Annotated in this window: 19 protein-coding genes and 1 tRNA gene; 3 read left to right on the top strand and 17 right to left on the bottom strand. The window is 69.0% G+C overall.

The window, feature by feature from the left end:
- Nucleotides 1–44 precede the first annotated feature (44 nt).
- The 3 genes from VGU03_RS07295 (at nt 45) to VGU03_RS07285 (ending at nt 2,708) form a co-directional block, all read left to right on the top strand.
- A complete protein-coding gene (locus tag VGU03_RS07295) occupies nt 45–539 on the top strand; it encodes an RDD family protein (RefSeq protein ID WP_327479721.1) in 495 nt (164 codons plus the stop codon).
- Nucleotides 540–582: 43 nt separating this feature from the next.
- Nucleotides 583–1,326, top strand: coding sequence for a class I SAM-dependent methyltransferase (locus tag VGU03_RS07290; RefSeq protein ID WP_327479747.1), 744 nt, complete (start codon nt 583–585; stop codon nt 1,324–1,326).
- A 131-nt stretch (nt 1,327–1,457) separates the two neighbouring features.
- A complete protein-coding gene (locus tag VGU03_RS07285) occupies nt 1,458–2,708 on the top strand; it encodes a polyhydroxyalkanoate depolymerase (RefSeq protein WP_327479720.1) in 1,251 nt (416 codons plus the stop codon).
- An 87-nt stretch (nt 2,709–2,795) separates the two neighbouring features.
- On the opposite strand, the gene ltaE is transcribed toward VGU03_RS07285, so the two are convergent.
- From ltaE to VGU03_RS07200, 17 genes are all read right to left on the bottom strand, one after another.
- Complete coding sequence (gene ltaE / locus VGU03_RS07280) at nt 2,796–3,815, bottom strand: low-specificity L-threonine aldolase (RefSeq protein WP_327479719.1); 1,020 nt, start codon at nt 3,813–3,815, stop codon at nt 2,796–2,798.
- A 107-nt stretch (nt 3,816–3,922) separates the two neighbouring features.
- A tRNA-Lys gene (locus tag VGU03_RS07275) sits at nt 3,923–3,998 on the bottom strand.
- Nucleotides 3,999–4,083: 85 nt separating this feature from the next.
- Nucleotides 4,084–4,773, bottom strand: coding sequence for a 7-cyano-7-deazaguanine synthase QueC (queC, locus tag VGU03_RS07270; RefSeq protein WP_327479718.1), 690 nt, complete (start codon nt 4,771–4,773; stop codon nt 4,084–4,086).
- A 141-nt stretch (nt 4,774–4,914) separates the two neighbouring features.
- Nucleotides 4,915–5,580: a 7-carboxy-7-deazaguanine synthase QueE gene (queE, locus tag VGU03_RS07265; RefSeq protein ID WP_414655948.1), complete on the bottom strand. Its 666-nt coding sequence runs from the start codon at nt 5,578–5,580 to the stop codon at nt 4,915–4,917.
- A gap of 28 nt (nt 5,581–5,608) precedes the next feature.
- Complete coding sequence (gene ybgF / locus VGU03_RS07260; protein ID WP_327479717.1) at nt 5,609–6,472, bottom strand: tol-pal system protein YbgF; 864 nt, start codon at nt 6,470–6,472, stop codon at nt 5,609–5,611.
- Entirely contained in the window at nt 6,472–6,978 is a 507-nt protein-coding gene (gene pal / locus VGU03_RS07255) for a peptidoglycan-associated lipoprotein Pal (RefSeq protein WP_327472287.1), read from the bottom strand. The genes ybgF and pal overlap by 1 nt, the downstream gene beginning before the upstream one ends.
- A gap of 254 nt (nt 6,979–7,232) precedes the next feature.
- On the bottom strand, nt 7,233–8,552 hold the full coding sequence (gene tolB / locus VGU03_RS07250; RefSeq protein WP_327479716.1) for a Tol-Pal system beta propeller repeat protein TolB: 1,320 nt from the start codon (nt 8,550–8,552) through the stop codon (nt 7,233–7,235).
- Between the two features lie 7 nt (nt 8,553–8,559).
- On the bottom strand, nt 8,560–9,501 hold the full coding sequence (tolA, locus tag VGU03_RS07245; protein WP_327479715.1) for a cell envelope integrity protein TolA: 942 nt from the start codon (nt 9,499–9,501) through the stop codon (nt 8,560–8,562).
- A complete protein-coding gene (tolR, locus tag VGU03_RS07240) occupies nt 9,488–9,937 on the bottom strand; it encodes a protein TolR (protein ID WP_327479745.1) in 450 nt (149 codons plus the stop codon). The genes tolA and tolR overlap by 14 nt, the downstream gene beginning before the upstream one ends.
- A gap of 16 nt (nt 9,938–9,953) precedes the next feature.
- Nucleotides 9,954–10,640 (bottom strand): protein TolQ, encoded by a 687-nt coding sequence (gene tolQ, locus VGU03_RS07235; protein ID WP_327479714.1) that lies wholly within the window; start codon nt 10,638–10,640, stop codon nt 9,954–9,956.
- Nucleotides 10,641–10,662: 22 nt separating this feature from the next.
- Nucleotides 10,663–11,079, bottom strand: coding sequence for a tol-pal system-associated acyl-CoA thioesterase (ybgC, locus tag VGU03_RS07230; RefSeq protein WP_327479713.1), 417 nt, complete (start codon nt 11,077–11,079; stop codon nt 10,663–10,665).
- A 137-nt stretch (nt 11,080–11,216) separates the two neighbouring features.
- Nucleotides 11,217–12,263: a Holliday junction branch migration DNA helicase RuvB gene (gene ruvB / locus VGU03_RS07225; RefSeq protein WP_327479712.1), complete on the bottom strand. Its 1,047-nt coding sequence runs from the start codon at nt 12,261–12,263 to the stop codon at nt 11,217–11,219.
- Between the two features lie 171 nt (nt 12,264–12,434).
- Nucleotides 12,435–14,345: a potassium transporter Kup gene (locus tag VGU03_RS07220; RefSeq protein ID WP_327479711.1), complete on the bottom strand. Its 1,911-nt coding sequence runs from the start codon at nt 14,343–14,345 to the stop codon at nt 12,435–12,437.
- A 9-nt stretch (nt 14,346–14,354) separates the two neighbouring features.
- A complete protein-coding gene (ruvA, locus tag VGU03_RS07215) occupies nt 14,355–14,954 on the bottom strand; it encodes a Holliday junction branch migration protein RuvA (protein WP_327479710.1) in 600 nt (199 codons plus the stop codon).
- A complete protein-coding gene (gene ruvC, locus VGU03_RS07210; protein WP_327479709.1) occupies nt 14,951–15,562 on the bottom strand; it encodes a crossover junction endodeoxyribonuclease RuvC in 612 nt (203 codons plus the stop codon). The genes ruvA and ruvC overlap by 4 nt, the downstream gene beginning before the upstream one ends.
- Entirely contained in the window at nt 15,555–16,277 is a 723-nt protein-coding gene (locus VGU03_RS07205; RefSeq protein WP_327479708.1) for a YebC/PmpR family DNA-binding transcriptional regulator, read from the bottom strand. The genes ruvC and VGU03_RS07205 overlap by 8 nt, the downstream gene beginning before the upstream one ends.
- Before the next feature lie 77 nt (nt 16,278–16,354).
- Nucleotides 16,355–16,987: an esterase/lipase family protein gene (locus VGU03_RS07200; RefSeq protein ID WP_327479707.1), complete on the bottom strand. Its 633-nt coding sequence runs from the start codon at nt 16,985–16,987 to the stop codon at nt 16,355–16,357.
- Nucleotides 16,988–17,098: the final 111 nt, after the last annotated feature.

The raw sequence follows: 17,098 nt of genomic DNA, 5'->3' as shown, positions 1-17,098 counted from the left end.
ACCGATGCTCGCCGCCCGCTGCGGCGGGCGCAAGCGAAAACCCGATGAGTCCAGCACACGCCTCCGCTCCCTGCCCGCTCTGGCGGCGCCTGACCGCGCTGGTCTACGACCTGCTCGCGGTGGTGGCGATCGTGATGGTGGTGGGCCTGGTCTGCCAGCTCGCCACCGGCGGGCGGTTGATCCAGACCGGCGCGCACACCGCGATCGCCTGGTGGTACCAGCCCTTGCAGGCGCTGGTGGTGGGTGCCTACTTCGTGGTTTCCTGGCTGCGCGGCGGGCAGACGCTGGGCATGCGGCCCTGGCATGTCCGCCTGGTCGCGGCCGGCGATGGCAGGCTCGCTTGGACCCAGGCCTTGCGGCGGGTGGTCGTCGCGGCGCTGCCGCTGCTGCTGCTGGCGCTCGCGCCGTGGCTCGGATTGCGCATCGCCGCGTGGGCGGTGGTGGCCGGGTGGGCGCTGTGGTTCGCGCCGGCGCTGGTCGATCCACGGCGCCGCGCCCTGCACGACATGGCCGCCGGGACCGAGCTCAGGATCGGCTGAGCGCTTCACTCCGCCACGGCCGTGCTTGCTGTACAAGGTCGGCATGGAGAGCCTCTCGCCGCGGCGTGACGACGCTGAACTGCTGCGCGCCAACCGCGACTTCTACGAGGCGCTGTGGGCGCAGGCGCGGCTGGTCGAGCCGCAACGCTTCAACACCTGGCCCTTGGTGCATGAACTGACCGCGGCCGCGCCGCGCCGGCTGGAGGTGGCGCCCGGCCTGCGCCCGCGGCTGCCGCTGGAAGGCACCTGCTTCGTCGACCTGAGCCATGCGGCCCTGCGCCAGCTGCGCGCCCGCGGCGCCGACGCCATGCACGGCATGATCGGCGCCCTGCCCTGCGCCGACGCACGGTTCGACCTGGTGTGCGCGTTCGACATCCTCGAGCACGTGGCCGACGACGAGGGCGCCCTGCGCGAGCTTGCGCGCGTGGCCGCGCCGGGCGCGACGCTGCTGCTGTCGGTGCCGCTGCATCCGGAGGCGTGGACCGCCTTCGACGAGTTCGTGGGGCATTGCCGGCGCTACGAGCCGGCGGGCATCCGCGCGCGGCTCGCGGCGCACGGCTTCACCCTCGAGCGCAGCGCGGTCTACGGCATGCAGCCGAAGTCCTCGCGCCTGCTCGAGCTCGGCCAGTGGTATCTGATCCACCGGCGCGAACGCGCGATGTGGTGGTACAACCGGGTGTTCATGCCGCTGGGGCTCAGGTTCCAGAAGCCGCTGCGCTGGCGCGAGGGTCTTGCCGATGACGCCGGCGTGGACGAGGTGCTGCTGGTGTGCCGGCGCGACGGATGACGGCGCGACCGGCTGCTATGCGCCGCCGCTGGGCTGTGCGTCGCCCTGCCCCCGCGCCGACACCATGCGGCACTGCAGCAATTCTTGCGCGAAGCCACTAGACTCGGCTTTTCGACGGCAGCCGACTTCCCATGCTCTACCAACTCCACGAGTGGCAACGCGCCTTCATGGGCCCGATGAGCTACTTCGCGCAAGCCAGCGCGAAGATGTTCAACGAACCAGGCAGCCTGCTGGCGCAGTTGCCCGGCGCCGCGCGCTGGGCCGCCGGCTGCGAACTTTTGTACCGGCTGGGCAAGGAATACGAGAAGCCCGTCTTCGGCATCCATGAGATCCAGGCGCACGGGCAGACCGTGGCGGTGGTGGAGCAGACCGCGCTCGAACTGCCGTTCTGCCAGTTGAAGCGCTTCAAGCGCTTCAGCGACGACCCGGCCACCCTCGAAGCGATGCGCGGCCAGCCGGTGGTGCTGGTGGTGGCGCCGCTTTCGGGCCATCACGCCACTTTGCTGCGCGATACCGTCCGCACGCTGCTGCGCGACCACAAGGTCTACGTCACCGATTGGATCGACGCGCGCATGGTGCCGGCCGAGGCAGGCATGTTCCGTCTGGACGACTACGTCGGCTACGTGGAACAGTTCATCCGCCACATCGGCGCGCGCGAGCTGCACGTGATTTCGGTGTGCCAGCCGACCGTGCCGGTGCTGGCGGCGGTTTCCCTGATGGCCGCGCGCGGCGAGGAGACGCCCCGCAGCCTGGTGATGATGGGCGGACCGATCGACCCGCGCCAGAGCCCGACCAGCGTCAACGACCTGGCCACCCAGCAGCCGCTGTCCTGGTTCGAATCGAACCTGATCCACACGGTGCCGGCCAACTACCCCGGGCGCGGCCGCAAGGTGTATCCGGGCTTCCTGCAGCACGCGGGCTTCATCGCGATGAACCCGGGCCGCCACCTCTCGTCGCATTGGGACTTCTATCTCGACCTGCTGCGCGGCGACCTGGACGACGCCGAGGCGCACCGGCGCTTCTACGACGAGTACAACGCCGTGCTGGACATGCCGGCCGGCTACTACCTGGACACCATCCGTACCGTGTTCCAGCAGTTCCTGTTGCCGCGAGGGCTGTGGGACGTCGCCGGCGAGCGGGTGAACCCCGGCGCCATCACGCGCAGCGCGCTGCTCACCATCGAGGGTGAACTGGACGACATCTCGGGCCTGGGCCAGACCGGGGCGGCGCACGGGCTGTGCACCGGCATCCCGGCCGAACGGCACGCGCACAGGGTGATCGAGGGCGCCGGCCACTACGGCATCTTCAGCGGCCGCCGCTGGCGCGAGATCGTCTACCCGCAGGTGCGCGACTTCATCCGCACGGCCCAACGCGCCGGCTGATCGCCAGCCGCGGCCCTGGTCCTTCCCGCCGCGTTCGCGGGGAAGGATCAGGACGTGGATACCGCAAGGGCCGGTCGGCGAGCGGCCTCACGCGCGCGCGAAGAACGCGGCGAACGCCGCCACCGTGCGGGCCACGCCGTCGTCGTCCACGTCCAGGTGGGTGACCAGCCGCAGCGTGGGCAGGTAGCCGATGCTGATGCGGACGCCGGCCTCGCGCAGGTGGACATCCAGTTCGCGCAGGCGTTCGGCCGGCACTTCGACGAAGACCATGTTGGTGTGCTGGCCGAGCAGCCGCAGGCCCGGCAGTTCCGCCAGCTGCGCGGCCAGTCGCGCGGCGCGCGCATGGTCCTGCGCCAACCGCGCGACATGATGGTCGAGCGCATGCAGGCCCGCCGCTGCGAGCATGCCGGCCTGGCGCCAGCCGCCGCCGGCGACCTTGCGCCAGCGCCGCGCCTTGTCGATCAGCGCGGCCGAACCGGCCAGCACCGATCCGACCGGCGCACCCAGCCCCTTGGAAAGGCACACCGACACGCTGTCGAAGTAGCGGGTGATCTCGCCCGCGGGCACGCCGCAGGCCACCGCCGCGTTGTACAGCCGCGCGCCGTCCAGGTGCAGGGCGAGGCCCCGCTCGCGGGCGAAGTCGTGCGCGGCGCGCAGGTAATCCATCGGCAGCACGCGGCCGTGCCAGGTGTTCTCCAGCGCGAGCAGGCGCGTGCGGGCGAAATGCGGATCGACCGGCTTGATCGCCGCCTCCACGCGGTCCAGCGGCAGTCTGCCGTCGGCGTCCTGCACGATCGGCTGCGGCTGGATCGAACCGAGCACGGCGGCACCGCCGCCTTCGAACTTGTAGGTGTGCGCGTCCATGCCGACGATGTATTCGTCGCCGCGTTCGCAGTGCGACATCAGCGCCAGCAGGTTGGACTGCGTGCCGCTGGGCACGAACAGCGCCGCCTCGAAGCCGAGGTCGGCGGCCACGCGCTGCTGCAGCGCGTTGACGGTCGGGTCTTCGCCGTAGACGTCGTCGCCCACCGGAGCGTCGAGCATCGATGCGCGCATGGCAGGCGTGGGCCTGGTCACCGTGTCGCTGCGCAGATCCACCCAGTCCACATGCCACCTCTTCGTCGCCGCAAAGAACGCAGCTTCGCGCCCGCGCGCGCGCGTGGCAAGCGTTGGCCTGCGGGCGAAAAAAAACCCGCGAGACTCGCGGGTCGGGATGGTGGGTCGTCCGGGACTCGAACCCGGGACCAATAGATTAAAAGTCTACTGCTCTACCAACTGAGCTAACGACCCATCGAGGCGGACGGGCGATTTTATGGGCTGGTACGCGATGGCACAAGCAAACCGGCGGTGCACGCCGGCGCTTCGGCGCCCGCGATCAGGCGTAGCGGGTCGGATCGGCGAGCCCGGCGGCGCGGAAGCCCTCGGCACGCAGGCGGCAGGCATCGCAGTGGCCGCAGGCGCGGCCTTGCGGATCGGCTTGGTAGCAGCTCACCGTCTGCGCGAAATCCACGCCCAGGCGCCCGCCCTCGCGTGCGATGTCGGCCTTGCTCATGTGCATCAGCGGCGCATGGATGCGCAAGGACGCGCCTTCGACGCCGGCCTTGGTGGCGACGTTGGCCAGCCGCTCGAAGGCCTCGATGAAGGCAGTCCGGCAATCGGGGTAGCCGGAATAGTCGACCGCGTTGACGCCGCAGAAGATGTCGCTGGCGCCGAGCACTTCGGCCCAGCCCAGCGCGATCGACAGCATGATGGTGTTGCGCGCGGGCACGTAGGTGACGGGAATCCCCTCGCCGCCGTCGGCCGAATCGGTCGGTACGTCGATGTCGGCGGTGAGCGCCGAGCCGCCGATGCTGCGCAGGTCGACCTGCACGGTCTTGTGCTCGGCCGCGCCGAGCGTGCGGGCGACGCGCCCGGCCGCTTCCAGCTCGGAGCCGTGGCGCTGGCCGTAGGCGACGCTGAGCGCGTGCACGGTGAAGCCCTGCTCGCGCGCGATGGCGAGGGTGACGGCCGAGTCCATGCCGCCGGAAACGAGCACGACGGCCTTGCGTGGGTTGGTATGGGACATGAAACGGTTCCTTGCATGCGGCCGGTCACCGGCCGGAAGGCGCTCGCGGCGGCACAGGCCACGGCGCGTATGGCGATTCCCGCCTCGAGCTTGGACAGGTGCGATGAAGGCACAGCCCGCCCATCGGCAGAAGAAGCGATCTCAGTGGCCCGGCGCGTCGTTCCAGAGCAGCTTGTGCAACTGGAGCTGGAAGCGCACAGGCAGGCGGTCTTGGAGGATCCATTCGGCCAGCTCGCGCGGCTGCACCGCGCCGTGTACCGGCGAGAACAGCACCATGCAGCGCCGCTCCAGCGCGTGCTCGGCGACCACGCCGCGCGCCCATTCGTAATCGGCATGGCTGGCGATCACGATCTTTAACTGGTCGTGCGGCGACAAGTGGTCGAGATTGGCCCACAGGTTGCGCGCGCATTCGCCCGAATCGGGCGCCTTCAGGTCCATCACCTTGCGCACGCGCGGATCGACGGCGGACACGTCCAGCGCGCCGGAGGTTTCCAGCGACACCTCGTAGCCGGCGTCGCACAGCCGTCGCAGCAGGATCAGGCAGCGCTTCTGCGCCAACGGCTCGCCGCCGGTCACGCAGACGTGGCGCGCGCCGTGCCGTGCCACCTCGGCGAGGATGTCGTCGATGTCGTGCCACTGGCCGCCGTGGAAGGAATACTCGGTATCGCACCAGACGCAGCGCAGCGGGCAGCCGGTCAGGCGCACGAACACGGTGGGCCAGCCGATCGCGTCGGCTTCGCCCTGGATCGAATGGAAGATCTCGGTGATGCGCAGGCGCTCGGCCGGCATCGGCACGACGGGCGCCATGCCCGCGTCGGTACTGCTCACGACCGCCTCAGCGGATCGCCGATTGCAGCTGCAGTCGGCGCAGGCGTTCCTGCGCCAGGCTGGCGGCGCGGGAACTGGGGTATTTGCTGGTGACCGATTGCAGCGTGGCCTTGCCGGCGTCGGTCTGCTTGAGCTCGAGCTGGCTGTAGCCGACCTTGAGCAGCGCGTCGGGCGCCTTCTCGCTCTGCGGGAACTGCGAGAGCAGCCGCTGGAAGGCCTCCAGCGCCACCGGGTAGTTCATGGTCACGTAGTACGACTCGCCCAGCCAATACCAGGCGTTGGGCGTGAGGCTGTTGTCCGGGTACTGCTGGATGAAGCCACGGAAGCCGCGCGAGGCCTGGGCGTAGTCGCCCGCACGCAGCGCCTTGAAGGCGGCGTCGTAGGCGGCCTGCGAGGCGGCATCGGGAGCCGCGGCGGGTGCGCTGCCCGCGCTGGCGGGCGCGGCGGCCGTCGACGGCGCCCCAGTGGCCGGCGCCGGCACCTTGGCGGCCGAGCCGGATGAAGCGGGAGCGCCTGGGCCCGCGGCGGGAGTATTCGTGCCGGCGCCCTTGCCCTCGAGGCGGCCCAGCCGCGAATCGAGGTCGACGTACTGCGCCTTGCTCTTGTCCTGCATATCCTGCAGCTGATGCTGCAGTTCCTCGACCTGGCCCTGCAGCTGCTGCACCTGCGCCTGCAGTTGCTGCACCTGGTTGACCATGCCGGTGCCGCCCTGGTTCTGCGCCTGCGCCTGCTGCTCGAGCCGCGACACGCGGTCGGCGAGGCTCAGGCGGGAGTCCTGCGCCAGGACCGGGACGGCAAAAAGCATGGCGGACGCGATCGCGCCCGCCATGCCGAGCCTGGCCATGAACTGCTTAGCCAGTGCGGTCTTCATTACTTCGCCGTGTAGACGATCTCGACGCGGCGGTTCTTGCTCCAGCAATCCTCGTTGTGCTCACGGCACACCGGCTTTTCCTTGCCGTAGGAGATCACTTCGAGCTGGCTGGCCTGGCCGCCGTTGGCCTGCAGGGCGTCGGACACGGCATTGCCGCGGCGCTCGCCCAGACCCAGGTTGTATTCGCGGGTGCCGCGCTCGTCGGTGTTGCCTTCCAGACGGATGTGCGATTCCGGACGGTCCTGCAGGTACTTGGCGTGGCACGCCATGATCTGCTGGAACTCCGGCTTGATCTCGGTCTTGTCGAAATCGAAGTACACGACGCGCTGACGCAGGCAGGCGTCGGTGTCGAGGTCGGCCGGGGTGTACTTGTTGTTGGTCTGCGCCGGCTGGGTGACCGGAGCCTGCTCCGGCTGGGGCTGCGGCTTGACTTCCTGCTTCTTGGAGCAAGCGGCCGCGCCAACGCAGAGCAGGGCGACCAGGGCGACGCGAGCGGTCTTATTCATGGGTGATGTTCCTTCAAACGGGTTTGAGTTCCGACAGTCAATGACGATTGCGGTTTCGGGTGGTGGTCGCCGGTGGTCCGGCTTGTTGTGTGACGCTTGGTACTGCCGCGGGCCAGGCGCTAAAGGCCCTGGCGACCGATTGGCCAACGCCCTTTGGGAGGCGCCCGCCAGAAGCGAACTGACGCCGAAGCGTCGTTTCGGCCCATTCCATGGCCGTTCCGCCGGACGCGTTGGCGCCCAGCGGTCAATAAAACTCAACGCTGCCGGTACGGGCCCCAGGCCGGTTCGCGTACGTCGCCGTCGGACAGCACGAGACGTTGACGGACCTGGCCATCGGCCGAAACGGCATACAGCACGCCGCGGCGTCCTTCCGTGGCCGCGTACAACAGCATGCTGGCGTTCGGTGCGAAGCTCGGGGAGTCGTCAATCGGGCCGGGCGAGATGAAGCGCACCTGCCCACCCAGACTGCGATCCATAATGGCAATACGATACACGTTCCCGTTGCCCTGCACCATGGCGATCTGCTTGCCGTCGTAGCTGACGTCGGCGTTGGCGTTGTTCTGGCCCTGGAAGCTGATGCGCGTGGGCGTGCCGCCGGTGGCGGGCATCTGGTAGATCTGCGGCCGCCCGGAGCGGTCGGAGGTGAAGTAGATGCTCTGGCCGTCCGGCGCCCAGGTCGGCTCGGTATCGATCGACAGGCTGTGGGTCAGGCGCGTCTCGTGGCGGCTGGCCATGTCGATCACGTAGATCTCCGGGTTGCCCACGAAGGAGAGCGACACCGCCAGCTTGCTGCCGTCCGGCGACCAGGCCGGCGCGCCGTTGATGCCCTTCTTGTGCGCGGCGATCAGCTGGCGCGAGCCGGTGGTGACGTCCTGGATGTAGACCTGCGAGTTGCCACTCTCGAAGGACACATAGGCGATCTTCTTGCCGTCCGGCGACCAGGCCGGCGACAGCAGCGACTCGCGCGAGCGGGCCACGACCTGCGGGTTGTAGCCGTCCGAATCGGCCACGATCAGCGAGTAGGTGGTGTTGTTGCCCAGGCCCACGGCGGTGACGTAGGCGATGCGGGTCCAGAACGCGCCGCGCACGCCGGTGATCTTCTCGTAGATCGCGTCGGCGATCTGGTGCGCCACGCCGCGCAAGTCGCCGGCCGGGGCGGTATAGGACTGCGCCAGCAGGTTCTGCTGCTTGTTGACGTCCCACAGCTCGTACTCGACCTTGAGCAGGCCGCCGCCGGCGTCGCTGATGCGCCCGACGGTGATGTAGTCCTGCTTGAGCAGCCGCCAGGTGGCGAATTTGATGTCCGCGCCGCGCGAAGGCGACTCGACGATCTCGCTCTTGGCCAGCGCGCGGAACTTGCCCGAGCGGTTGAAATCGTTGCGGATCACGTCGGCCACGTCGGTGGGCAGCGGCGCGCCGCCTGCCTGCGCGAACGGCACCACGACGATCGGCGTGGCGGTCTTCAGGCCGCCGACGATGTCGACGTTCAGCGACTGCGCACCCGCCGGCGCGGCGGCAAGAAGGGCCACCAGGCACACGGCGGCAAGGGACAAGAGCGATTTCAGTTTGCGCATGAAGGACTCACTGCGGCCGGAAGGTAAGCGTGATTTCGCGCTGGAAAACGCTCTCGAAACCCTTGTAGGGCAAGGTTTTCGTGCGCAGCACGGCATTCTCGATGGAGCGCTTGCCGGCGTCGTCGTAGGGACAGCCCGCATCGACCTTGGCGCTCATCACGTCGCCGCCGGGCAGCTGCACGATGTGCACGACGCACGGAACATCCGGCATGTTATCCGGACGTAACCAGTTGGGCGTGACCGCATTCTGAATGGCAGCTAGATACTGATCCGTCAGCGCGCTGTTCTGGGCGTTGTTGCCGGTCTGGCGCTGTGCCGCGTTGGGCAGGTTGGCCTCGCCGGTGTCCTGCGCGTTCTTGAGGTCCTCCATCTGCTGCTTGGCCTGTTTGGCCTTGTTCTCCAGCTTCTGGCGGGCCGCCGCGGCGGCGTCCATCTTGGCGAACAGCTCGTCGAGCTGCTTTTTCTGCTCTTCCTTTTTCTTGGCCGCCTGCGCGTCCAGCTCGGCCTGCCGCTGGCGCTGCTTTTCTTCCTGTTCCTTCTTCGCGTCTTCGGCCTTCTGCAGGGCGTCGGCGACGACCTTTTCCTGGTCGACCACGTCCGGATGCTCCGGCGGCGGCGGCAGCGTCTTGATCTGTGGTGGCGGCGTCTGCACCTGCGGCGGCGGTACGCTGGGCGGCGGCGGCGTGGTCGGCTCGCGCTTGGCGTTCTTGACCGGCTTGGGCGGCGGCGCGCCGGTGGGGCCGATCAGCGTGGCCTCGATGACCGGGCCCTGCAGCTGGAGCGGCTTGGCGCAGGTGATCGGGTTCCAGCTCGCCGGCAGATGCAGCGCGCTGAACAGGCTTTCGTAGAACGAGCACGGCACGATCGCCAGCGCGAGGAAGCCGACGATACCCAAGTGCAGTACGGCGGAAAGGACGACCGCCGTGGAAGTGCCCTTATTTTCCCGCATTGCCCGCGCCCGCGCCCTGCGGCTGGCTCATCAGGCCGACCTTGCTGACGCCGGCCTGCTGCAGATCGGCCAGCACCTGGTAGACGCCTTCGTACTTGCCTTCGCGGTCGCCGGCCACCAGCACGCTGATGTCCGGGTTGGCCTTGACGAAGGCGCCGACCTTGGCCTGCATGGTGGCGACGTCGACCGGCTCCTTCTTGGCCCCTTCCAGGGTGAGGAACAGGCTGCCGTCGGCGCCGACCGAGATGATCACCGGGTTCTTCTTGTCGGCCAGCGACTTGGCGTTGGCCTGCGGCAGGTTGACGTCGACGTTGGCGTTCAACATCGGCGCGGTGACCATGAAGATGATCAGCAGCACCAGCATCACGTCGATGTAGGGCACGACGTTGATCTCGGACTTGAGCTTCATGCGCTTGTGGCGCGCGGCGTTTCGCATGGCCATGGCCTGCCCCTCAGAGCGCTTCGTCGGTCTGGATCTGCCGCTGCAGCACCGAGGAGAACTCCTCCTGGAACACCTCGTAGCGCGAAGCCACGCGCTCGACCTTGTTGGCGTAGCGGTTGTACGCCCACACCGCCGGGATCGCGGCGAACAGGCCCATGGCGGTGGCGATCAGCGCCTCGGAGATGTGCGGGGCGACCACGGCGATGGTCACGTCCTTGACCTCGCCCAGGCCCTGGAAGGCGCCCATGATGCCCCACACGGTGCCGAACAGGCCCACGTAGGGGCTGATCGAGCCGACGTTGGCGAGGAATTCCAGATTGCGCTCGAGCCGGCCGATCTCGCGCGTGCCGGCCACGCGCATGGCGCGCTCGGTGCCCTCCATCACGATGCGCATGTCGTTCGTCTTGCGCTGGCGCTGGCGCGCGAATTCGCGGAAGCCCGATTCGAAGATGGTCTCCAGACCGCCATTGTCGGCATGGCGTGCGCTGACTTCACGGAACAGGCCCGCCAGGTCGCCACCCGACCAGAAGCGTTCCTCGAACGCCTCGGCGTTTTCCGTCGCCGCCTTCATCTGCGAATACTTGCGGATGATGATGACCCACGACAGGAAGGAGAACACCAGCAAGAGCAGCATCACCAGCTGCACGGGCAGGCTGGCCTCGGCGACCAGCTTGAAAATGTTCAATCCACCGTTCATGGCTTGGGGGTTCTCCGCATGCTCAGGTCTTAGAGGGGTCGAGGCCGGGGATGAGGTCGGCCGGGATCGGCGCCGGGCGCATGCGGCGGAGGTCCACGCAGGCGACCCGCACCTGGGCGCGGACCAGCTCCGTGCCGTCCGCCCGGCCGATCGCTTGACCGAACAGGATACTGGCTGCGCGCCATTCTTGGATGGCGACCGTCACCGACAGTTCATCATCCAGCAGGGCCGGGCGCAGGAAATCGAGCTCCATCGAGCGGACCATGAAGGCCAGGCCGGTGGCCTCCTTGAAGGCCAGCTGGTCCACGCCCTGGGCCCGCAGCCACTCGCTGCGGGCGCGCTCGAAGAAGCGCAGGTAGCTGGCGTGGTAGACCACGCCGCCGGCATCGGTGTCTTCCCAGTAGACGCGGACGGGCCAGGTGAAGGGGGCTGTGGGCATGTCGGATCCGTGTAGTGAAGTTGGTCGCAAGAGCGCCCTTGAGGCACATCCCCGTGGAACGGCAGAGGGAACGCCTACCGCGCTCGATCCCGGGGTTGCGGCACGTTGCCCGCAGCACGGAGGGGGCGAGCCGGGGCTCAGCCTTCCACGCCGTCACCGAACATGTCGCCGACCATGGTCTGCCGCGGCGGCGGGTTGCGTCCCAGGTGCCGCCAGGCCTTGGCGCTGGCCATGCGCCCGCGCGCGGTGCGGACCAGGAAACCCTGCTGGATCAGGTAGGGCTCGACCACGTCCTCCAGCGTACCGCGGTCCTCCGACAGCGCGGCGGCCAGGGATTCCACGCCCACCGGACCGCCGTCGAAATTCTCGATGATCGTGGCGAGCATGCGCCGGTCCAGTTCGTCGAAGCCTTCGGCATCCACTTTCAGCATGTCCATCGCCGCCTGCGCCGCCTCGCGGGTGATCCTGCCGCCGGCGCGCACCTCGGCGTAGTCGCGTACGCGGCGCAGCAGGCGGTTGGCGATGCGCGGGGTGCCGCGAGCGCGGCGGGCGATTTCGGCCGCGCCCTCGGCCTCGCACTCGATGCCCAGGATGCGCGCCGAGCGGCGCACGATGGCCGTGAGCTCGCCGGGCGAATAGAACTCCAGCCGCTGCACGATGCCGAAGCGGTCGCGCAGGGGAGCCGTAAGCAGGCCAGCGCGCGTGGTCGCGCCGATCAGCGTGAACGGCGGCAGGTCCAGCTTGATCGAGCGCGCGGCCGGGCCCTCGCCGATCATGATGTCGATCTGGAAGTCTTCCATCGCCGGGTAGAGCACTTCCTCCACCACCGGCGAAAGGCGATGGATCTCGTCGACGAACAACACGTCGTTCTTCTCGAGGTTCGTCAGCAGCGCGGCCAGATCGCCGGCGCGCTCCAGCACGGGCCCGGAGGTCGAACGGATGTTGACGCCCAGTTCGTTGGCGATCACGTGGGAAAGCGTGGTCTTGCCCAGGCCCGGCGGCCCGAAGATCAGCACGTGGTCCAGTGCGCCGCCGCGCCGCCTGGCCGCCTCGATGTAGATCGACAGCTGCTCGCGCACCGCCTGCTGGCCCAGGTAGTCGTCCAGGCGCTTCGGGCGGATGGACGCCTCCAGCGCCTCGTCGTCGAGCTGGGCGGCGGGAGTGATGATGCGGGCCTCGGTCATGCGGGGATTATGGCCGAGGGGAACGGGGAACGGGGAACGGGGAACGGGGAACGGGGAACGGGGAACGGGAACATCCTCTCGCAACCGACATCAAGAGGATCGGCAAAACCACTGGCCCCGGCACACCGGCGCCTGCACGTTCCCCGTTTCCTGTTCCCCGTTCCCCGCTCTTCAGATCTCCACCTGCGCGCCCAGTTCGATCAGCCGGTTGCCGGGAATCTGGAAGAACGCGGTGGCCGGCAGCGCATTGCGCGCCAGGAAGGCGAACAGCTTGTCCCGCCACGGCGCCATGCCGGGGCGGCGCACGTCGGCGACGATGGTCTCGCGCGAGAGGAAGAAGGTGGTGTCCATCAGGTCGAAGCTGAGCCCGGCGCGGCTGCACAGCGACAGCGCCTGCGGGATGTTCGGGTCCTCGGCGAAGCCGAAGCGCAGCTCCAGGCCATAGAACTGGCCTTGCATGGGCGTGATCTCGATGCGCTCGTCCGCCTCGGCCACCGGCGTCTCCAGGATCTGCACGGTCAGCATCACGTTACGCTCGTGCAGCACCTTGTTGTGCTTGAGGTTGTGCAGCAGCGCGTGCGGCACCGCGTGCTGGTCGGCGGTGAGGAACACCGCCGTGCCGGGCACGCGCAGCGGCGGATGCTCGGCCATGTTGGCGATGAACGGCGCCAGCGCCAGGCCGCCCTGCTTGATCTCGCGCACCACCAGTTCGCGGCCGCGCCGCCAGGTGGTCATGATGGCGAACAGGAACAGGCCCAGCACCAGCGGGAACCAGCCGCCGTCCGGAATCTTCAGCGTATTGGCGCCGAAGAAGGCCAGGTCCACGCACAGCAGCGCCAGCGCCAGCGGGATCACCACCGCCAGGCTCCACTTCCACATGCGCCAGGCCACCAGCATCACCAGCAAGGTGTCGATCGCCATGGTGCCGGTGACCGCGATGCCGTAGGCGCCGCCCAGCGCCTTGGAGGAACCGAAGCCGACCACGGTGAGGATCACCATCACCATCAGCGCCCGGTTCACCCAGGGCAGGAAGATGTGCCCGATCGCCTCGCGCGAGGTATGCACCACCTGCATGCGCGGCACGAAGCCGAGCTGGATCGCCTGGCGCGTCACCGAGAACGCGCCGGAGATCACCGCCTGCGAGGCGATCACCGCCGCCGCCGTGGCCAGCAGGATCATCGGATAGCCGGCCCAGTCCGGCACCGCGTGGAAGAACGGGTTGACCGCGGCCTTGGGCTCGTGCAGCAACAGCGCGCCCTGGCCGTAGTAGTTGAGCAGCAGCGACGGCAGCACGAAACCGAACCAGGCCGCGCGGATCGGGAAGCGGCCGAAATGGCCCATGTCGGTGTACAGCGCCTCGGCGCCGGTCACGCACAGCACCACGGCGCCCAGCGCGACGAAGGAGATCGCGCCGTGGGAGGCGAAGAAGCGCACCGCGTACCAGGGCGACAGCGCCCTTAGCACGTCCGGCGACTGCACGATGTTCCACAGGCCGACCGCCGCCAGCGCCATGAACCACAGCGCCATCACCGGCCCGAACAGCGTGCCGACCTTGGCCGTGCCGTGCCGCTGCAGCCAGAACAGGAACACGAGCACCAATACCGCCAGCGGCACCACCCAGCGCTCCAGCGCCGGCGCCATCACCTCCAGTCCCTCGACGGCCGACAGCACCGAGATGGACGGCGTGATCACGCCGTCGCCGAAAAACAGCGCCGCGCCGAGCAGCGCCATCAGCATCACCACGCGGCGCGCCGCGGGCGAGCCGCCGATCGCGCGCTGGGCCAGCGTCATCAGCGCCATGATGCCGCCCTCGCCGCGGTTGTCGGCGCGCATCACCAGGCTTACGTACTTGATCGCCACCACCGTGATCAGCGCCCAGGTGACCAGCGAGAGCACGCCCAACACGGTGCTTTCGGACGGATGCAGGCCGTATTCCGGTCGGAACACCTCGCCCAGCGTGTACAGCGGACTGGTGCCGATGTCGCCGAACACCACGCCGATGGCGCCCAGGATCAGCGTGCTCTTGGCGCCGTGCAGCTGTTGGGCGCCGGCGTGCGCGTGGCTGCCGGATGTATCGTTCATGGCTTCGCTTCAGGCACTGAGCGCGGCGCGCAGGGCCTTGCGGATGATCGCCTCGGCGTCGTCGCCCTCGGCCGCGACCTTCTGCACCAGCCGCGCCACCTCGGCGGGCTTGTAGCCGAGCTGCTGCAGAGCCACGGTGGCTTCGCCGGCCGGGTCGAGGGGTGCCCCCGCGTTCCGGCCGAAGACGCCCGGCGCAACCACGCCCATGCCCTCCACACGGTCCCGCAGTTCGACCACGATGCGTTCGGCGGTCTTCTTGCCGATGCCCGGGATCTTGGTCAGCGCCACGACGTCCCCGGCTTGCACCAGCCGGGCGAAATCGTTGGTCGACACGCCCGAGAGCACCGCCAGCGCGATCTTGGCGCCGATGCCCGAGACCTTCTGCAGGTTTCGGAACAACGCCCGCTCGGCCTCGTGCAGGAAGCCGTACAGCGCGACGCTGTCCTCCTTCACCGCGTGATGGGTGAGCAGGGTGACTTCCCTGCCCGTGGGCGGCAGGTCGTAGATGGTGGACATCGGCGCTTCCAGCTCGTAGCCGACGCCGCCCACGTCCACCAGCAGCCAGGGCGGCTGCTTGGAGACCAGGATGCCGCGCAGTCGTCCGATCATCGCCGTCTCCAGGCCGTGCGGGGAATGCCCACGCGCGCGAGGCTCGCGCGCGTGTGCGCATGGGTTACCGCGATCGCCAGCGCGTCGGCCGCGTCCGGCTGCAGCGGACCTTTGAGGCCGAGCAGCACACCGATCATGTGCTGCACCTGACTCTTGTCGCCACGGCCGCTGCCGACCACGGCCTGCTTGATTTCGGTGGGCGCGTATTCATGCACTGCCAGGCCCTGGGCCGCCACCGCGCAGATCGCCGCGCCGCGCGCCTGGCCGAGCTTCAGCGCCGAATCGGGGTTGCGCGCCATGAACACCCGCTCGATGCCGCATTCGGCCGGCCGGTGGCTTGCGATGATCGCCGTCAGCTCGTCAAAGATGCGTTTCAGGCGCAGCGGGAAAGTGTCCTCGCCCGCCACCGCCAGCGCCCCGTGGCACACGTGGGCGAGCTTGCCCGCCGCGTCGACGTCGATGATCCCGAAGCCGGTGCGCTGGCTGCCGGGGTCGATGCCGATGATGCGGGTGGAGGAAGGGGAACGGGGAACGGGGAACGGGGAACGGGCGAGATCCGCCTGCCCACCGTTCCCCGTTCCGTGCTCCCCGCCCGCCCTGCTAGCCATCGCTTGGCAACAAGGCGTTGTGATAGACCTCGCTCACGTCGTCCAGCGCGTCGAGGCGCTCGAGCAGGTCGGTGAGCGGCTCGAGCACGTCTGGCGGCACCGCGACGCGGTTGTTCGGGCGCATGCCCACGCCTGCGTGCAGCGCCACCAGGCCGGCATCGGCCAGCGCCTGCTGCACCGCCTCGAAGTTCTCCGGCGCGCAGATCACCGTGCTCTCGCCGTGCTCGTTGACCACGTCGTCGGCGCCCGCTTCCAGCGCCGCCTCCAGCACCTTCTCCTCGGCCGCCTCGTCGCCGCCGGTGGCGAAGGTGAGCTCGCCGCAACGGGTGAACTGGAAAGCCACCGAACCGGAAGTGCCCAGGTTGCCACCGTGCTTGGTCAGCGCATGGCGCACGTCGGCCACGGTGCGGGTGGGGTTGTCGGTGAAGCATTCGATGATCATCGCCACGCCGCCGGGGCCGTAGCCTTCGTAGCGCAGTTCCTCGCCGCCGCCCTCGGCACCGGAGCCGCGCTTGATCGCGCGTTCGATGGTGTCCTTGGTCATGTTGGCCGACAGCGCCTTGTCCACCGCCGCGCGCAGGCGCGGGTTGGCGGCCGGGTCGGCCACGCCGGCGCGGGTGGCGACGGTGATTTCGCGGATCAGCTTGGTGAACACCTTGGCGCGCTTGGCGTCCTCGGCGTTCTTGCGGCCTTCGATGGACGGGCCTCTACCCATGGCGGGAAAACCTGAACAATGGACAAGCGGGCGATTTTACCCCAAGCCGGCGTGGCCCCGGCAAACGCCGGGACGGCTCAGCCGGCGGCCCGCTCGAAGCGGCCCTTGCGCAGAAAATGCGCGACCTGGCGGGCCACCTCGGCCGACAGCAGCAGGCCGGTGTGGCTGGTCTCGACCACGCAGTGGTCGGCCAGGCCCGGCAGTTGCGTCTCGGCGACCGCCACGGTGCCGTCGTGCGCGCCTTCCATGTGCGCCAGCATCGCGCCCAGGCCGATCGGCACGCGGCCGGCGATCATGCCGACCTCCCGCTCGCCGTCCCAGCGTTCCAGGCCGTGTTCGAGCAGGTCGCGGCTGTGGCCCAGCAACGCCTCGCCGCCCTGCCCGAAGCCGGCGAAGCCGCGCGCCGCGGCGCTGCCCTTGAGCGGCGAGCCGAGGCAGACGATGCGCCCCGGCGGCAGTCCGGTGGCTTCCCGGCAGGCCTGCAGCGCGAGCAGGCCGCCCAGGCTGTGGCCGACCAGGTGCACCGGCCCGGATGCGTGGCGCTGCATGTGCGCATGCAGGCGCTCGACGATGCGTTCCTGCGTCGCCACCACGCTCATGTAGTCGAAACGGTCGACCGCGAAGCCCGCCTCGGCCATCCGCCTGTGCAGTAGGGCCAGCGCGAAGCCGCGCATCCACAGGCCGTGCAGCAGGATGATCTGGTCGGGCATGCTTTGGGCTAGGCCGGGAACGGGGAACGGGGAACGGGGTGTCAGCGGCCAGCTTCAGACCCGGTTGCCAGCCAAGCCTCCTGGTCGCACGCGGGCGGAAAAACGGGAAGC

Source organism: Frateuria sp., from assembly GCF_035944355.1.
Lineage (GTDB): Bacteria > Pseudomonadota > Gammaproteobacteria > Xanthomonadales > Rhodanobacteraceae > Frateuria_A.
Note: the sequence above shows the minus strand (reverse complement) of the source record. Positions and strands in the feature narration are given on the sequence as shown.